Origin of the sequence: Mangrovicella endophytica, assembly GCF_002893625.1 — a bacterium.
Lineage (GTDB): Bacteria > Pseudomonadota > Alphaproteobacteria > Rhizobiales > Rhizobiaceae > Mangrovicella > Mangrovicella endophytica.
The window spans coordinates 21,322-36,573 of sequence record NZ_PKMZ01000013.1; the positions used below are offsets into that span (position 1 = coordinate 21,322).

The following is a 15,252-nucleotide window of genomic DNA, read 5'->3' on the forward strand; positions in this document are numbered from 1 at the left end:
TTCGAGTGATCCCGGTGATCATTCGCGCCCATCCGAATGGGCCGGCGGTGAGAGGAGGATAGGGGCGGCGACAAGGGCGGGGAAAAGGTTTTTGGTATTGCCGGCGTCTTGCGCGGGCGTTTTGGCCCTGCCGAACGCCCCGCGCGCCTCGAGGCCCAACGCACCCGATGCCGCACGCGTCTCAAGCCTCAAGCACCGGCCCCGCCGCTTCGTCATCCTCGCGCGTTAAGCGCGGGGATCCATGTCGCGATCGTCGCGCGTCACGACGGTGGACCGGCGCTCACCCTCGACCGGAGCGGCGGCGGCCCTGCCAAGACGTAAATTGTACCGGAGCGTCTCAAGGCGACCCGGATGGTGAATAGACGTACCTGATAAGCCCTAGAAAAATTGTGGAGAGAAGGCACTAGCGCTGGTCAGGTGTAAAACTTGTAGGAGGGGTTTGGGTGCTGGTTGTCGGATAGCTCGGTCATGAGCATGCCGACCTTTCGAGCAAAGGATAGGGTTATCGGAGCCCGAGAGATTCCATCTGTCGAGTTCCAATTCATCTTAGTCAAAGCGAGGATCTCGACTGCACGTTGGCGGATGTCAGTTTCACCCACTGCGCCGATCTGGATGGGCGCGGGGATGTGTGGGCCGGGGTACTCGTTCCACCACTCGACGTAGCCGCTTGTGAATAGGAAGTGGTCCTCACCTATCGTGCAAAGGGTGCCGCGCGCAGGCTCCTGAGTCCCCTTTTTTACGAGGCGGAAGGGCGTGCTGCGGATCCAAACTAGGTCGCAGACTGGGACCTTCTTTGAGGCAGCATGTCGAAAACCCTCCTCCTCCTCTGGAGCGTAGGTAGAGCTCTTATGGACGACAACACGGCTCGGCAGGACGCCAGCGCGTGCCTCATAGGCGACGAGCACGTCCTCAAGCAGTCCTTCGGCTTGCTCCTTAGTAAGATATGGCTGTTTGTTGCGCCGCTGGTCTTTCGGGATCGTCGCGCCCTTGAGGGCAAAGGGCTCGACTTCGGTCGAGAACGCCTGCGCGACGCTTGCGTACACGAGGTTGTCTGCACCCCGTTTTATGTGATGGAACGAGATGCCAACGAAACAGATGTTTGGCGACAGGTCGGCGGGTCGCCAAGGCAGCCCACCCGCCTTGTAGTAAAGCGTCGTGGCAATGTTCCAAGCTCGGGTCGCGAAGCTCTGACCCTTGTCGTCGGGCCGGTCGATGCTGTCGCGCCGGAGAACCTGCAAGGGCACCGGGCCGACATGCGTCATCTGCCGAGCCTTAAGCGCTCTGTAGAAGGTTCGGAAAAGCAGGTCGTCGGCACGGGTTCGCAACTCCTCCGCAGCCTCTAGCTCCTCGGGCGTCGGCGCGAAGAGCGCTAGCTGATCGGCCTCCTCCTCTTGGCGCAGGACCTCTAGCGCGCGACGTTCTCTCGCCGTTAGTCCGGGATTGCTAATCCGGAGATCCGCTACGTCTGCGGAAAGGCAGACGACGATACAGTCGGGTTGCACATCTCCAAACAAGCCAGCTATCTTGCCGTCGAAAAGGTCGAGTAGTTCGTCGAACCCTTCCTTATCGGCGCGCTGTCGAGCGAGGTCGTATCGGGCCTGATCGACAGGGCGAATGAACCGAGGCTCGATGACGAAACGGCAGCCCAACACACGTTCGGCACCCAGCCAATCACGATACCGACGCGAGTTACCCTCTTTGGCCGGAAGGAAACCGTTCAGCCGATCGAGCCAAACACTTGCAGCTGTAACGTCGGCCTCTGCCCCAACAACACCCAGGCGAATCTCAGCAATGCGCTTGTTGTCGACTGGTCCCGCGTCGGACAACAAGCGCCGCGGCTCGATGCCGGTCTTGCCGCTGCCGAAGGCGAGTCTGGGCTCAGGCAGCCTTTGTATGCGAACGTTGATCGGCTGCACTGCCACTCTCCTCTTCGATGACCTCAACGCTAACGAACGAGGCACCGAGGATTAGATCATCCACATGCTGCTGCCCGAGGTTGATGGTCTGTGCGCCTTGGCTCAAGAACCTCCCCCAGAAGGTCAGGTCGTTCTCGACGTTCTGATTGCGATCTAACTTCATGCGCCTTGTCGCTTTTGCCGTCCGAGCGAAGGAAGGCAGCGGCTTCTTCGCATCGCGGCCGGTGAACATGTAGAAGGGTTTGATCCGGACGCCCCAAACACCATCCATCTGAGTCACCTCGAAACCAAACCCCTCGTTCTCGAACCAAGCCTTATAGCCGTCTGGTCCCCGCTGCTTTACCACCCAGCGCTGGATGTTTTTGCGTGCTGGAGAGTCGTAGACGTAGCAGCGTGCGCCGCTGGCGTTGCCCTCGAAGTAAGCGCGCCGACCCCGCTTTGTCCCTTCTTCAATAACCAGCCCTCGCAACGCGAACCCGCGAAGGTGATGCTCAAAGTGCTTGCGCAGCAGCCACGACAACACTCGTCGGCGATCAGGATCCGCTTCGATCTCGGTTCGCCGCCACGCCCGACAGCCGCTTTTGTCTGCGTATGAGCCGAAAACGGCGTGAAGGACTGGGAGAGGAGCGAAGCTCCAGATGTACTGTTCGCCTTGAATGATGAACGTGCCAGCTTCGTCGATCGGGAGGTGTGTAGGCCGTGCTCCCCAGGAACCCGCCAGCTTAACGACCGACACCGTGTCGGGGATACTTATAAACGGGATAAAGTTCAGGACGTACACTTCGGTTGGGCGCTCGTCCCGAGCCACCAACTTCGATCCGGCCGAAGCGGCGGGCTGCTTCACGACGGCGGTGAAGCGCTCGCCCTGCATATCATTCGTGAATTCGGTCTCGCCGCCATGGTCAGCCAGCATGTGCTCGACGTCGACGAGCCCCGTGCCGGCGCGCTCCATGGCCCGAATGCCGAAGAAGATGTCGCACAGGGCGCGATTGCGCAGGCCGCTGACCTCGACGCGGGGCTTGAAACGGCCGTCTTCACCGAGATCAAGCTGGGCGGCGACAGAGTCCGGCAAACCTCCGGGATTGGAGAATCGCACGCTCTCGCTTGGCGACACAGTGATGACCGCGGGGTCGCTCCGGCTGTAATCGCGATGGACGAGCATGTTGACGAGGAGTTCAACAAGCGCTCGTTCAGGGTAGGCCAGCCTCTCGTCATGGGTGGTGCGCTTTTTGACCTTGAGCGTTGGATTAGCATCCTTCTGGCCCAGCCACTCGATCAAATCGCGATGCTGGGTGATGAGGTTGCCCTCGAAGACTCGACGCTTTTTCCCGCCGATCGATGTCGAGATCACGGCATGGGGAAACCAGCGCTGCGGTTCACGGCCAAACAGCAGCACGCAGCCGGCTGTTGGGACTTCTTGACCGTTTTGTTGAACTATCAGTCCCTGTTCGCGCAATAGGCCGGGTAGCGTGTCGCGTGTCACTGCGGGCCGGCCAAGCTTCTCGCAATATTCCTTCAGCGTGGCGATCATCAGATCATGATCGAGGTCCGCGGTCTTAGCATCTGGGACAGACTGATCATCGAACGCCGTCGCTGCTCCGCTGGCACCCCTTGCGGTCGCGTAGAGGTAACGGTCCTCGGATTTGAGATCCCGCGTGAGTTGGTCCATCAACTCGTCGAAGCCTTGAATCTCCAAAGGCTCGAAGTTGCTCCCTATCCGCCTGTGCAGCGCCTCAACATTCGGGTGCAGAGTTTCTCCCTTGCGGATGCACCAGTAAATGCCGTTCTTGAAATTGTTGGTCTGCGCGGCTCCATCACCAAGCAGATGCTCCATTATTGACGGCTCGGCCCCACGATACCCGATCACAACCAGAGGGCTATCGGCGACCAGCGGGATCAGCTTGCCCACCAACTCGGGGTCGAGTCTCTGGATCTCTTCGACGAGGTTCTGATCAGAGTATTGCTCTGCGCGTCCGTGCAGCCAAACGATCTGCGCTTTCGCATAAAGGCTAAATTCGTTGAGATCTCCGGCTCGTCTGTTTACCTCGGCAACGTAGCCGATGTGATGCCGAACCGCGCCCAGTGCAGCCGGCAAGCAGGTGTCAAAGTTCGTCGTCAATAAAGTCGAGATGAGCCCTTTGACGACAAGCTCCGCGAGACGATGGTAGCCTTTGCCGATACCGTTCGTCGGTTGAATCAGATCGAGCAGCAGCTGTTTGCGATATTCGGCTGGCTTTAGCAGGTGCTGGACGACGAGGGGAAAGTTCTCGGCGAGACGATCCTCACCTTTGAGGAACCAAGGCTGGTCATGCAGCCAAGTCTGCCACTCGGTGAGCCGGACTTGCTCGGGTGGAACAGAACCGCCGAGCACTTGCTCGGCATAGACCCGCTTCGCCAGCCGTTTTACGCTTTCAGCTGCCGTCGGCACACCGCTACTGAATGAAGCGCCGGCCCCAAGCAACATCACGGGCCTTGCACTGTTCGTCGCGCGGAAGATGCGCGTCAGGATACGAATCGTCTCTTGCTGTGACATCAACCCTCCAGACCGGCAGATGCTAGCGCAAGGCGACGATAATTTCTAGAACAAGAGGTGAACTTCTGTCTCGGGAGCTAAGATGAGGATCATAATGCCGTAACGATAGCCGTGCCGCCTACCCCAACTCGCCCGGCCTTGATCGCCCCCCTCAATCCTCCTCGACGAAGACCGTGTCGCGCTTGCGGCGGATGGACGGGAGGGCGGCGAGGACGATGCAGATGAGGCCCAGCGCCAGCAGCGTCGCCGAGATCGGCCGCTGGAAGAACACCAGCGGGTCGCCGCGCGACAGGATCATCGCCCGCCGCAGATTTTCCTCCAGCAGCGGCCCCAGCACGAAGCCGAGCAGCAGCGGCGCCGGCTCGCAGCCGAGGCGTATCAGCGCATAGCCGACGACGCCGGAGACGGCGATGGCATAGACGTCGAACGGGTTGTTGTTGATGGAATAGCAGCCGATCGAGGCGAAGATCACGATCGCCGGGAAGAGCACGCGATAGGGGATCGTCAGCATCTTCACCCACAGGCCGATCAGGGGAAGGTTGAGGATCACCAGCATGGTGTTGCCGATCCACATGGAGGCGATGATGCCCCAGAACAGCGCCGGCTGATCGTTGATGACGTTCGGGCCGGGCGTGATGCCCTGCAGGATGAAGGCGCCGACGATGAGCGCCATCACCGGGTGGGCGGGGATGCCGAGCGTCAGAAGCGGGATGAAGGAGGTCTGCGCCGCGGCATTGTTGGCGCTTTCGGGCCCGGCGACGCCCTGGATGGCGCCGTGGCCGAAGGCGGATTTGTCGGCCGCGAGGTTCTTCTCCATGGAATAGGAGGCGAAGGACGACAGGACATGGCCGCCGCCGGGCAGGATGCCGAGGAGCGAGCCCACCGCGGTGCCGCGCAGGACCGGCGCGGCGATGGCCCTGAAGTCGGCGCGGGTGAGCCAGAGATTGGTGACGCGGGACACGCCGACCTCGCGCGTGCGCTCGTTCTCCAGATTGCGGAAGATCTCCGCGACGCCGAAGACGCCGACGGCGAGCGAGACGAAGTTGATGCCGCCATAGAGCTCGCGGAAGCCGAGGGTGAAGCGCGGCGTGCCGCTGGTGACATCCTGCCCCACCGTGCCGAGAAGGAGGCCGAGCGCGATCATGGCCAGCGCCTTCAGGACCGAGCCATGCGCCAGCGAGATCGACACGAGGAGGCCGAGGACCAGGAGGGCGAAGTAATCCGCCGCGCCGAAATTCAGCGCGACGCGGGCGAGCGGCGGGGCGGCGATGGCCAGAATCAGCGTCGCCACGGAGCCGGCGAAGAAGGAGCCGAGCGCGGCGGTGGCGAGCGCGGCGCCGGCGCGGCCCTTGCGCGCCATCTGGTAGCCGTCGATCGCGGTGACCGCGGAGGAGGATTCGCCGGGCAGGTTGATCAGGATGGCGGTGGTGGAGCCGCCATATTGCGCGCCGTAATAGATGCCGGACAGCATGATCAGCGCGGTGACCGGCGCGAAGGTGAAGGTGATCGGCAGGAGCATGGCGATGGTCGCCGTCGGGCCGATGCCGGGCAGGACGCCGACCAGCGTGCCGAGCAGCACGCCGACGAAGCACCAGAGGAGGTTGGTGACGGTAAAGGCGGTCTCGAAGCCGAGCGCGAGGTGGGACAGGAGATCCATGGCGGCGCCTCAGAAGACCTGCAAGGGGCCGAAGAGCGGGCCGACGGTGGGCAGCGACACGCCGAGGCCGAGCTTAAAGACGAGCCAGCAGAGCGCCGAAAGGGCGGCGGCGATGGCCAGCGCCGACAGGACGGTGTTGCGCGCGGAGGCGAGCGCCGTCACCGCCGAGCAGAGGAAGACCACGGGCACGAGGCCGAGCGAACGGCCATAGGCGCCGAACAGGATCAGCGCGATCGAGACGAGGAGGATGCCGCGCCAGGGCACCGGCCCGACCTCCGTCTCGCCCTCGCGGCGCAGGCCGGCGGCGACCACGATGGCGCCGAGGATGCCGAGAAGGGCTGAGAGCGTCAGCGGGATGAAGCCGGCGCCCATGCGCAGCGCCCGGCCGAGCTCGTAGTTCGTGGCCTCCCAGCCGAAGGCGATCGCAATGGCGAGGAAGATCAGGCCGGCGAGGACATCGCGGCTTCGATGCGTCTGGACGACGGTGCTCATGGAGGCTCCGGATGGAGATGCCGAGGATCGCGCAGGGCGGCGGCCGGGGATCTGCCGGCCGCCGCCGGATGACCCATCGTCAGTCGGCGTATTCGCCGGCGGCCTGGATGATCGGGCGCCAGAGCTCGATCTGCGAGGTCAGGGTCTGGCGCAGCGCATCCGGCGTTGCCTCGGCCTCGGTGGCGGGCGCCGTGCCGAGTTCGGCGAAGCGGGCCTTCACGGTCTCGTCCTTCAGCGCCTTGGCGAGCGAGGCCTGCAGCTTGGCCACGATGGCGGGGTCGAGCCCCGCCGGGCCGTACAGGCCGTGCCAGACCGAGACGTTGAGCGCCGGCAGGTTCGATTCCTTCGTGGTCGGCAGGTCGGGCAGCGAGGCCAGGCGCTCCGGCGTCGTCACCGCATAGGCCTTCACCTCGCCGCCCTTGATCTGGTTGGTGGTGTTGGTGGTCTGGTCGCAGAGAAGATCGACCTGCCCGCCCATGATGTCGGTCATCGCCGGCGCGGCGCCCTGATAGGGCACCGTTATCATCTTCACGCCCAGCGCATTCTGCAGCAGCATGCCGCAGAGATGCGAGGCCGAACCGATGCCGGCATTGGCATAGGTGGTGTCGGTGCCCTTCGTCTTGAGATAGTCGACGAGCTCGGCCATCGTCGTCGGCTCGAAGTCCTTGCGGGCGACGAGCGTCATCGGCACCGAGGTCACGAGGCCGATCGGGGTGAAATCCTTCAGCGGATCGAAGGCGAGGCTGCGATAGAGCGTCGGCGCCGTCGACATGCCGATATGGTGGAGGAGGAGCGTGTAGCCGTCCGCCGTGGCGTCCGCGACCTGGCCGGCACCCAGCGTTCCGCCGGCGCCGCCGACATTCTGAACCAGAACCTGCTGGCCGAGGTCCTTCGACATGGACTGCGCGACGAGGCGCGTCACCGTGTCCGTCGGGCCGCCCGCGGAGAAGGGCACGACGATGGTGATCGGCTGCGCCGGATAGTTCGTCGCGGACTGGGCAGATGCCCCGCTCATCGCGAGAATCGTGCAGAGTGCGGCGGCAGCAAGTGTTTTCAGCATGTTCGGCAAACCTCCCAAAGATTGGCTGTGATGAAACGCGGCCCGCGATGCGCGGGCGCAATCCGGCGACCAGACGTCCTGGAGGAAGCAGCACCGCCGATCGACGTCAGGTCTTGCCGCCTGGCGTCGCCGATCTCGGCAAAGGCATCGATCTTCCCGATCGCGGCATGGCCCTCCCAGACCATCCTGCCGTCAATCTCTCCCCCAGCGCGTCATATGCACCAAAGGGAAACATCAAATCGGAACGCGCGCAACCTTGCAGCACGCCGACCGGTGGTTTTCCCGTCCGGGCGCCTGATCGCCGCGACCGCCGGCGTTCCGTCCCTCTACGGCCTCCGGTCCGTGCCGGCACAGCTTTCCGCGATGGCAGCGATGGCACTCACCTGCCGCGGCGCCGCCCCACCGAATGTCGCTCGACGATGCCGTCGCGACGGCGACGCAAGAAGCGGCCCGGCGGCGCGTCAGCGCACGCTTGATCAGCCGAGCCGCAATGACCCGTGAGCGTCGCCTTGAACAAAAAGGGAACTTCAACGTTCTTCGTGCTCAAGCTCAAGCCGAGGGAGCCAGCAATGACCGGCAAGCGCGAACTCATCGAGCCTCACAAGGGCGACAAGCGGTATGTCAGGCGCGACGAAAACGGACGATTCACGGAATCCGTCGACGTGACACGGTCGCTGCGTCAGGACGTCAAGCATCACGCCAAGACCGAGGTGAAGTCGGGCCACGGGGACCAAGGAGACCGCAAGCGCTAGCGCTCGGGACGCGGGACGCTCACCATGAGGGTGGAGTTGATCTCTGCAGCTTCACCCTTGTGGTTCGCCCCTCGACGGGCTCGGGATGCTCACCATGAAGGTGAAGAGGCCGGCGCTCAGGCGCTGCCCGGGGACCCGCTGCCTGTGGCAGCGCCCCGGAAAAGCCGCGATTATTCCGCTGCGTCGTCGGGCTGTCCGGGCCGACGTGCCTTTTGCCAATCGCCTGGCGCAAGCACCTTACTCGCGGAAAAGGATTTCGATCCCGATGATCCGTCTTTCGGCATCGACACCATAGATGAAGGCCGGCTTCGTCGGTCTGATCGATCGTTCCGCGCCCGACGTGGAAATAGACCGCGTCGGCCCCCGGGTCGCGTCGATCTGGACAACACCGACTTGTTCCGTTCAGGCGGCCTGGGCCAAAAGTTCTGCCGGTAGCTGCTTGCGAGCATCCAGCAGCTCGATGCCGACGATGTGGCCCTCGGCATCATAGTCGAGGACGATATCCGGCGACACCTCGGCGCTTTCAGCGACCTGTGCTTCGGAGAGCCGCATGTAAGCTGCGTTAGTCTCAGCGTCGTAGCGGATGCGCAGCGGTGTCACGTCGGTTGCCTCGCGTCGCGGTCGAAGAAGATCGTGATGATACGACGTTCGTGTTCATTCTCAACACAGACGACCCGCAGGACGCGGTTACCGAACTCCGGAATGACCTTGAAGTAGCGCCTTCGTCCGGGCCGGAGATCATCGCCAATCCAATCGGGCTCCTCGATCGTCCGCTTTACCCACGCCACGTCAAGCTTCCGCTCGTCGATCGCATCACGCGCGTGCTGCGAGAACGTCAGAGGCCGGTGCATCTTTGCCGTTCCTGTGCCTAGACACACCCATAGTCAGCGATAGTGATCGTCGCCTAGCTTGGATCGCAACAGCGATCCAAGCTGCCTACCGGCCCTCGCTCAAGCTCGCGGCCTTCGTCGTTGAGATCGATTTACCGGATCGTTTCGCCGCGCTTCGCGGACCACTCCTCAGCCGCCGGCCGGGGCCCCGCTGCCTGCGGCAGCGCCCCGGCAGAGCCGCGCTGGCGACGATTCACTGGATCGTCGCCTATCTCGGATTGCTGACGCAATCCGAGATAGCGCTAGCTCTCCATCTTCAGTGCGGCGATGAAGGCTTCCTGCGGGATGTCGACCTTGCCGAACTGGCGCATGCGCTTCTTGCCCTCTTTCTGCTTGTCGAGGAGCTTGCGCTTGCGGGTGGCGTCGCCACCGTAGCACTTGGCAGTCACGTCCTTGCGCAGCGCCGAGATCGTCTCGCGCGCGATCACCTTGCCGCCGATCGCCGCCTGGATCGGGATCTTGAAGAGGTGGTGCGGGATCAGTTCTTTGAGCTTCTCGCACATGCCGCGGCCGCGCCGCTCCGCCTGGGAGCGGTGCACCAGCATGGAGAGGGCGTCCACCGGCTCGCCATTGACGAGAACGCTCATCTTCACGAGGTCGCCCTCGCGATAATCCGACAGCTGGTAGTCGAAGGAGGCATAGCCCTTCGAGATCGACTTCAGCCGGTCGTAGAAGTCGAAGACCACCTCGTTCAGCGGCAGCTCGTAGGTGACCATGGCGCGCTTGCCTACATAGGTCAGCTCGGTCTGGATGCCGCGCCGCTCCTGGCAGAGCGTCAGGATGTTGCCGAGATAATCGTCGGGGGTCAGGATCGTCGCCTTGATCCAGGGCTCGTTGATGCTGTCGATCTTGACGACGTCCGGCATGTCGGCGGGGTTGTGGAGCTGGATCGTCGTGCCGTCGGTGAGCTTGACGTCATAGACGACGCTCGGAGCCGTGGCGATGAGGTCGAGGTCGAACTCGCGGGAGAGGCGCTCCTGGATGATCTCCAGATGCAGGAGGCCGAGGAAGCCGCAGCGGAAGCCGAAGCCGAGCGCGGCCGAACTTTCCATTTCGAACGAGAAGGACGCATCGTTGAGGCGCAGCTTGCCCATGGCCGCGCGCAGATCGTCAAAATCGGCGGCGTCGACCGGGAAGAGGCCGCAGAAGACCACCGGCTGGGCCGGCTTGAAGCCCGGCAGCATCTCGGAGGTCGGGCGCCGGTCGTCGGTGATGGTGTCGCCGACGCGGGTGTCGGCGACCTCCTTGATCGAGGCGGTGATGAAGCCGAGCTCACCGGGGCCGAGCGCCTCCATTGTCACCATCTTGGGGGTGAAGACGCCGACCCGATCGACCGGGTACTTGGCGTCCGTGCCCATCATGCGGATGGTCTGGCCGCGCTTCAGCTCGCCGTCGATGATGCGCACGAGCACGACGACGCCGAGATAGGCGTCGTACCAGCTATCGACGAGCATCGCCTTCAGGGGGGCGGAGCGGTCGCCATGGGCGGGCGCGGGCAGGCGGGTGACGATCGCCTCCAGCACCTCCTCGATGCCGATGCCGGCCTTCGCCGAGATCATCACGGCCTCGGAGGCATCGATGCCGATCACCTCCTCGATCTGCTCCTTCACCTTGTCCGGCTCGGCGGCCGGCAGGTCGATCTTGTTGAGGACGGGAACGATCTCGAGATCGTTGTCGATGGCGAGATAAACGTTGGCGAGCGTCTGCGCCTCCACCCCTTGCGCCGCGTCGACGACGAGGAGGGCGCCCTCGCAGGCCGAGAGCGAGCGCGACACCTCATAGGCGAAGTCGACATGGCCGGGCGTGTCGATGAGGTTGAGGACGTAGGGCTCGCCGTTGCGGGCGGTGTAATGGAGGCGCACCGTCTGCGCCTTGATGGTGATGCCGCGCTCGCGCTCGATATCCATGGAATCGAGCACCTGCTCCTTGCCCGCCATTTCGCGCGCGTCGAGGCCGCCGGTCAGCTGGATCAGCCGGTCGGCAAGCGTCGACTTTCCATGGTCGATATGGGCGACGATGGAGAAGTTGCGGATGTGGTCGAGGGGCGTCTGCGCGGGCGTGGTGCTCATCGCCCGCATATAGAGAATTGCCGCGAGGACGGGAACAGGTTTTGCGCCGGGCGCGAAGCATCGCGTCAGGCGGGCGAAAGGCTGTGCGGACGGCGCGCGGCAGGCCGGCGGGGCGGGTACCCGCCGGCGTCAGGCCGTGACGTGCGGCAGGCCGGACAGGTGGTAGCCTAGCCGCAGTGCCAGCGCGACGATGGTGGTGGTGGGGTTGGCGTGGCCGGAAGTCGCGAACACCGACGAGCCGCCGATATGGAGATTGCGCATGCCGTGGACGCGGCAGTCGGAGTCGACGACACCCTTCTGCGGATCGTTCGACATGCGGGTGCCGCCCATATGGTGGTAGCCGGCAAGTTCGCCGCCTTCCGGATACTCTTCGCCCTCCAGCAGCCATTCGGCGAGACGCACCCGGCCGAGATCGGCGCGCGCCATGGACTGGCCGAACAGGCGCAGCCCTTCCAGGAGGGTGCGCCGATCCAGTTCGCCCTTCTTCCAGTGCAGCTCGATGCGCGGAATCCCGTCCGCGTCTCGCTCGCTGCCGGAGAGCGCAACACGGTTTTCAGCGACGGGCGCCTGCTCCCAGCCGACGGAGAGGTGGCCGCCGCAGGTGAGATTGAGGCCGACCGTGCTCGACGCCCACTCGCTGAAGGAGGGCGCGGTGCAGGCGAGATGGGCAACCGTCTCCTTCACCCCGGCATAGGGCGTGCTGATCAGCCGCACGCCGAAATTCATAATGCCGGCCCTTTGGAGGGCAGCGGGCGAGGGCCCGAAGAAGGCCTCGTTCTGCGCGTCCATCTCAAATGCATTCTCCCGCAGCAGCAACGCGTCGGCCGCGATGAACTGCGGATGCTCCATCCAGTAGCGGCCGAGCGCGGCCGGCTTGGGCACGACGCCGCCGCCGCTGCGCTCGTTGGACCAGAGCAGCAGGCGGGAGTTCTCCAGGCCGCCCGTGGCCACAACATACTGCGCGACGCGCAGGTCGCGCGCCGGTGCGCCGTTCGAGCGGATCCTGGCCGCGGTTACCTGGGTGCCGTCGCCGACCAGTTCGGTGACATGGGTGTTCAGGACCAGTGCGATGCGGTCGCTGGTGGCGATCTCCTCGCGGTACTTTTGGCCGAAGCGCACCGCCGGGCTCTTGATCAGCTGGATCCAGCTGATGTCCGCGTCGATCGGGCGGTCGGCCTCGAATGCTGGAAGGTCGAGAATATCCTGCACCTCGCCGAGGAACGGCTCGATGTCGTGGCGGCCGATCGGCCAGCCGCTGTCCGGCACCCAGGGTCTCGCCTCGAAGTCGGAAGCGTCAAGCACCCGGCACCAGCCGGCCCAGTGGTTGGAGCAGCCGCCGAGAAAGCGCAGGCGGGCGACATCGAGATCAAAATAGGGATCGCCGACCGTGGTGCCGCGATAGAAGTCCTGCGACTCCTCGGTGACCTCCTCGCCGCCGGCCTCGAGGATCACCACGGGGGTGCCGAGCTTGGCCAGAACCCGGGCGATGGTGATGCCAGCGGGGCCGGCGCCGACGATGCAGACCTTGGGCTGAAAGCTGGAGGCCTCGAATTCGGCTGCGTTCGCAAAGATCATGACAGGTCGCTCCGGCGCAGGATCCAGCCATCGCGCTCCACGAAGCCGCCCTCGTCGAAGCGCAGACGCCCGACGAGCGGCAGCAGAGAGACGGACGCCAGAAGCCCGATCAGGAAGCGCCGTCGAGCAGGAGAGGTGTTGGTCATGGATAAGCCTTCCGCACGGGTAATCATTGACGTTAACCCATCCTTAACCAAGTCGGTGCGGGTTCAGCACCCCCTATGGGTCCTGAATCGCCAGTCTTGGTTAAGCTTAAAAATCTAACGAACCGGTGGCTTTCCCGCGCGGAGAGAAAATCGTCAGTATTTTATCTATTAATCAGACTTCCAAGTCGACGGACGTTGGGGCAATTTGCGCTAGTCACCCAGTCTGTGCGCCGATACGTACTTAACGCATCCTTAACAAGGCTCCGAGCGCCGCCATGACCATGCATCACTCATCGAGGAGCTCTCCGCAGCAGGCGATGCAGGCCCTTGTCGAGGGCGTGCCCGCCGCGATGCTGCAGCTGTGGACGCGCTGGGCCTCAGGCGCAGGGCTCATGCTGCTCGTCGGCTTCGTCACCGTGGTCGCGGCGCTCGGCTATGGCCGGCCGGTGAACAACTGGGACAAAATCGCCTATGTCGCCGCGGTGGAGAAGGCGCATGCGCCCGCTCCGGCGACGCTGCATGCGCGGACCTGGTCGATCATGCGGGACACGGTTCCCGCCGGGCAGCTCGCCGGCCTTGCCAATGGCGATGCCTATCGCAGCCGGCAGTTCACTGATCCAAACGCCTTTGCCTCGCAGATCGGCATGTATGGCGTGAAGTGGCTCTATGTGGAGGTGCTGCGCGGCTCGCTCAGCGTCTTCGGGGTGCAGCACGGCGCCGAGGTCGTGAATGTCGGCGTCGCGCTCGTGTTCCTGGCAGTGCTGGTGCTCTGGCTGCAGGCGACGGGCAATCTGGTTCTGGCGCCGCTGGTGGTCGGCTTCCTGATGATCGCGGGCTATCCGGCGCTTGCCATGGCGGTGACGCCCGACCTGATGGCGGCGACCTTCGTCCTCGCCGGCCTCTTGGCGCTCGACCGGGACAAGCCGATCCTCGGCGGGCTCGCCCTCGTGCTCGCGGTGCTGACCCGGCCGGACGTGGTGGTGCTGACGGGCCTGCTGGTGCCGGTCGCCTGGCTGTGGCGGGACCGCCTCTGGCCGAGCCTTGCGGGGATCTTCGTCGCCTCCGCCGCGGCCTACCTCTTCGCCGTGTCGGCCGGCAGCCATGTCAGTTACTGGGCGCATCTGTGGTTCTCGACCTACCAGATCCAGGCCTCGATGACGGATTTCCATCCCGCCTTCTCGCTGCGGGTCTACCTGACCGCGCTGGCCTATAATCTCCTGCGCGCGGCGGTGGAGAACACCTGGCTCGGCATCTTCATCGCCGGGCTCGGCGCGCTTGCGGCCATGGCGATGGCCGGGATGCACATCACCGGGCGTCGTCGCGTGCTGATCACCGCACTGATGACGGCGGTGGTCGCCAAGTTCATCCTGTTCCCGCTGCATGACGGGCGGGTCTATGTCCCGCTGCTGCTGCCGGTCTTCCTGATGCTGCTGGCGGAGGTCCGCCGCAATCTCAGCAGCCGTGGCCTGGCGGATGCCCACCGCCCCGCGGGCATCGCCGCCCAGTAAGGCCACATTCGCCGCCTCACGCCCGCGGCGTCGTGCTCGGGACATGCGCCGACGAGCCCAGCTGCGCCCCGCGATCGCAGCTCCATCCGCTGCGCAGAGGCAGCCGCATGATCCCAGTCGCCTAGATGATTTACCAGACGTTAACCACGTTGCCTTACTACCCCTAGATGTATCGGCGAAGGGGAGTCGACGGGTGAGAATCGGAACAGGCAACAGCTATCCGCTGGCGAGCCAGCGCCCGCCGTCACCGAGCGCCGAGCGCGCCGGCTCGTTTACGGCTGCCCTGGCGTCCGCGACGTCCGATCAGGCCGAGCAGGGCAAGGCGGCACAGCCCGACTTCACCAGCATGACCCGCAAGGAGCTGTCCGACTGGATGAACGGCAAGATCAGGAGCGGCGAGATGTCGTTGGACGACAGCTCGGCGTTCCTGGGAATGACGGTCAAGATCCCGGTCGGCGCCGGCCCGGGCTCGCGCATCGGCCTCGACGACAGCGAGCGCGTCAACTTCGTGAAAACCGCGCAGGACGGCCTTGCGGCTGCGCTGTCGCGGCACGACGACGCGACGCGAGCGATGCTGGAGATCGCACTCCGAGTGATGCCGAACCCCGAGGCCGACCGAAGCGCCTGACAGGATGCTCGCTCGCACGGGACAGC

At 64.4% G+C, this 15,252-nt stretch carries 13 protein-coding genes; 3 read left to right on the top strand and 10 right to left on the bottom strand.

Translation table 11 applies throughout. The features are described 5' to 3' along the window. Positions 1 to 413: 413 nt before the first annotated feature. From C0R46_RS18875 to C0R46_RS18895, 5 genes are all read right to left on the bottom strand, one after another. Entirely contained in the window at positions 414 to 1,916 is a 1,503-nt protein-coding gene (locus C0R46_RS18875) for an argonaute/piwi family protein (RefSeq protein WP_102961227.1), read from the bottom strand. Further along, positions 1,879 to 4,449, bottom strand: a complete 2,571-nt coding sequence (locus C0R46_RS18880) for a hypothetical protein (protein WP_102961228.1) — start codon at positions 4,447 to 4,449, stop codon at positions 1,879 to 1,881. The genes C0R46_RS18875 and C0R46_RS18880 overlap by 38 nt, the downstream gene beginning before the upstream one ends. A gap of 151 nt (positions 4,450 to 4,600) precedes the next feature. Continuing rightward, positions 4,601 to 6,106, bottom strand: coding sequence for a tripartite tricarboxylate transporter permease (locus C0R46_RS18885; protein ID WP_102961229.1), 1,506 nt, complete (start codon positions 6,104 to 6,106; stop codon positions 4,601 to 4,603). Between the two features lie 9 nt (positions 6,107 to 6,115). Next, positions 6,116 to 6,598 carry a tripartite tricarboxylate transporter TctB family protein gene (locus C0R46_RS18890; protein ID WP_102961230.1) on the bottom strand — a complete coding sequence of 161 codons (483 nt, stop codon included), beginning with the start codon at positions 6,596 to 6,598 and terminating at the stop codon, positions 6,116 to 6,118. 79 nt (positions 6,599 to 6,677) lie between these two features. Beyond that, the gene (locus tag C0R46_RS18895) at positions 6,678 to 7,658 is read right to left on the bottom strand and encodes a tripartite tricarboxylate transporter substrate-binding protein (RefSeq protein ID WP_102961231.1); all 981 of its coding nucleotides are present in this window, start codon (positions 7,656 to 7,658) and stop codon (positions 6,678 to 6,680) included. Between the two features lie 569 nt (positions 7,659 to 8,227). On the opposite strand from C0R46_RS18895, the gene C0R46_RS18905 reads away from it, so the two are divergent. After that, positions 8,228 to 8,410 (top strand): hypothetical protein, encoded by a 183-nt coding sequence (locus C0R46_RS18905; protein WP_102961233.1) that lies wholly within the window; start codon positions 8,228 to 8,230, stop codon positions 8,408 to 8,410. A gap of 402 nt (positions 8,411 to 8,812) precedes the next feature. On the opposite strand, the gene C0R46_RS18910 is transcribed toward C0R46_RS18905, so the two are convergent. From C0R46_RS18910 to C0R46_RS20850, 5 genes are all read right to left on the bottom strand, one after another. Next, the gene (locus tag C0R46_RS18910; protein ID WP_245413680.1) at positions 8,813 to 9,010 is read right to left on the bottom strand and encodes a DUF2283 domain-containing protein; all 198 of its coding nucleotides are present in this window, start codon (positions 9,008 to 9,010) and stop codon (positions 8,813 to 8,815) included. Next, positions 9,007 to 9,261: a DUF4258 domain-containing protein gene (locus tag C0R46_RS18915; protein WP_102961234.1), complete on the bottom strand. Its 255-nt coding sequence runs from the start codon at positions 9,259 to 9,261 to the stop codon at positions 9,007 to 9,009. The genes C0R46_RS18910 and C0R46_RS18915 overlap by 4 nt, the downstream gene beginning before the upstream one ends. A gap of 281 nt (positions 9,262 to 9,542) precedes the next feature. After that, on the bottom strand, positions 9,543 to 11,369 hold the full coding sequence (gene lepA / locus C0R46_RS18920) for a translation elongation factor 4 (protein WP_198598404.1): 1,827 nt from the start codon (positions 11,367 to 11,369) through the stop codon (positions 9,543 to 9,545). 129 nt (positions 11,370 to 11,498) lie between these two features. Next, positions 11,499 to 12,944 carry a GMC oxidoreductase gene (locus tag C0R46_RS18925; RefSeq protein WP_102961236.1) on the bottom strand — a complete coding sequence of 482 codons (1,446 nt, stop codon included), beginning with the start codon at positions 12,942 to 12,944 and terminating at the stop codon, positions 11,499 to 11,501. Then, the gene (locus tag C0R46_RS20850) at positions 12,941 to 13,090 is read right to left on the bottom strand and encodes a hypothetical protein (RefSeq protein WP_157944692.1); all 150 of its coding nucleotides are present in this window, start codon (positions 13,088 to 13,090) and stop codon (positions 12,941 to 12,943) included. Before C0R46_RS20850 ends, C0R46_RS18925 begins: the two co-directional genes overlap by 4 nt. A 317-nt stretch (positions 13,091 to 13,407) precedes the next feature. Here C0R46_RS20850 and C0R46_RS18930 point away from each other — a divergent pair, with 317 nt between their 5' ends. Further along, positions 13,408 to 14,598, top strand: a complete 1,191-nt coding sequence (locus C0R46_RS18930) for a hypothetical protein (RefSeq protein WP_102961237.1) — start codon at positions 13,408 to 13,410, stop codon at positions 14,596 to 14,598. Between the two features lie 193 nt (positions 14,599 to 14,791). Then, positions 14,792 to 15,226: a hypothetical protein gene (locus tag C0R46_RS18935; RefSeq protein WP_102961238.1), complete on the top strand. Its 435-nt coding sequence runs from the start codon at positions 14,792 to 14,794 to the stop codon at positions 15,224 to 15,226. Positions 15,227 to 15,252: the final 26 nt, after the last annotated feature.

Bases quoted from the DNA above. Each gene is read 5' to 3' on its own strand.
- C0R46_RS18885 (WP_102961229.1), bottom strand. From the start codon at position 6,106: ATGGATCTCCTGTCCCACCTCGCGCTCGGCTTCGAGACCGCCTTTACC.
- C0R46_RS18915 (WP_102961234.1), bottom strand. From the start codon at position 9,261: ATGCACCGGCCTCTGACGTTCTCGCAGCACGCGCGTGATGCGATCGAC.
- C0R46_RS18880 (WP_102961228.1), bottom strand. From the start codon at position 4,449: ATGTCACAGCAAGAGACGATTCGTATCCTGACGCGCATCTTCCGCGCG.
- C0R46_RS18930 (WP_102961237.1), top strand. From the start codon at position 13,408: ATGCAGGCCCTTGTCGAGGGCGTGCCCGCCGCGATGCTGCAGCTGTGG.
- C0R46_RS18925 (WP_102961236.1), bottom strand. From the start codon at position 12,944: ATGATCTTTGCGAACGCAGCCGAATTCGAGGCCTCCAGCTTTCAGCCC.
- C0R46_RS20850 (WP_157944692.1), bottom strand. From the start codon at position 13,090: ATGACCAACACCTCTCCTGCTCGACGGCGCTTCCTGATCGGGCTTCTG.
- lepA (WP_198598404.1), bottom strand. From the start codon at position 11,369: ATGAGCACCACGCCCGCGCAGACGCCCCTCGACCACATCCGCAACTTC.
- C0R46_RS18895 (WP_102961231.1), bottom strand. From the start codon at position 7,658: ATGCTGAAAACACTTGCTGCCGCCGCACTCTGCACGATTCTCGCGATG.
- C0R46_RS18890 (WP_102961230.1), bottom strand. From the start codon at position 6,598: ATGAGCACCGTCGTCCAGACGCATCGAAGCCGCGATGTCCTCGCCGGC.
- C0R46_RS18905 (WP_102961233.1), top strand. From the start codon at position 8,228: ATGACCGGCAAGCGCGAACTCATCGAGCCTCACAAGGGCGACAAGCGG.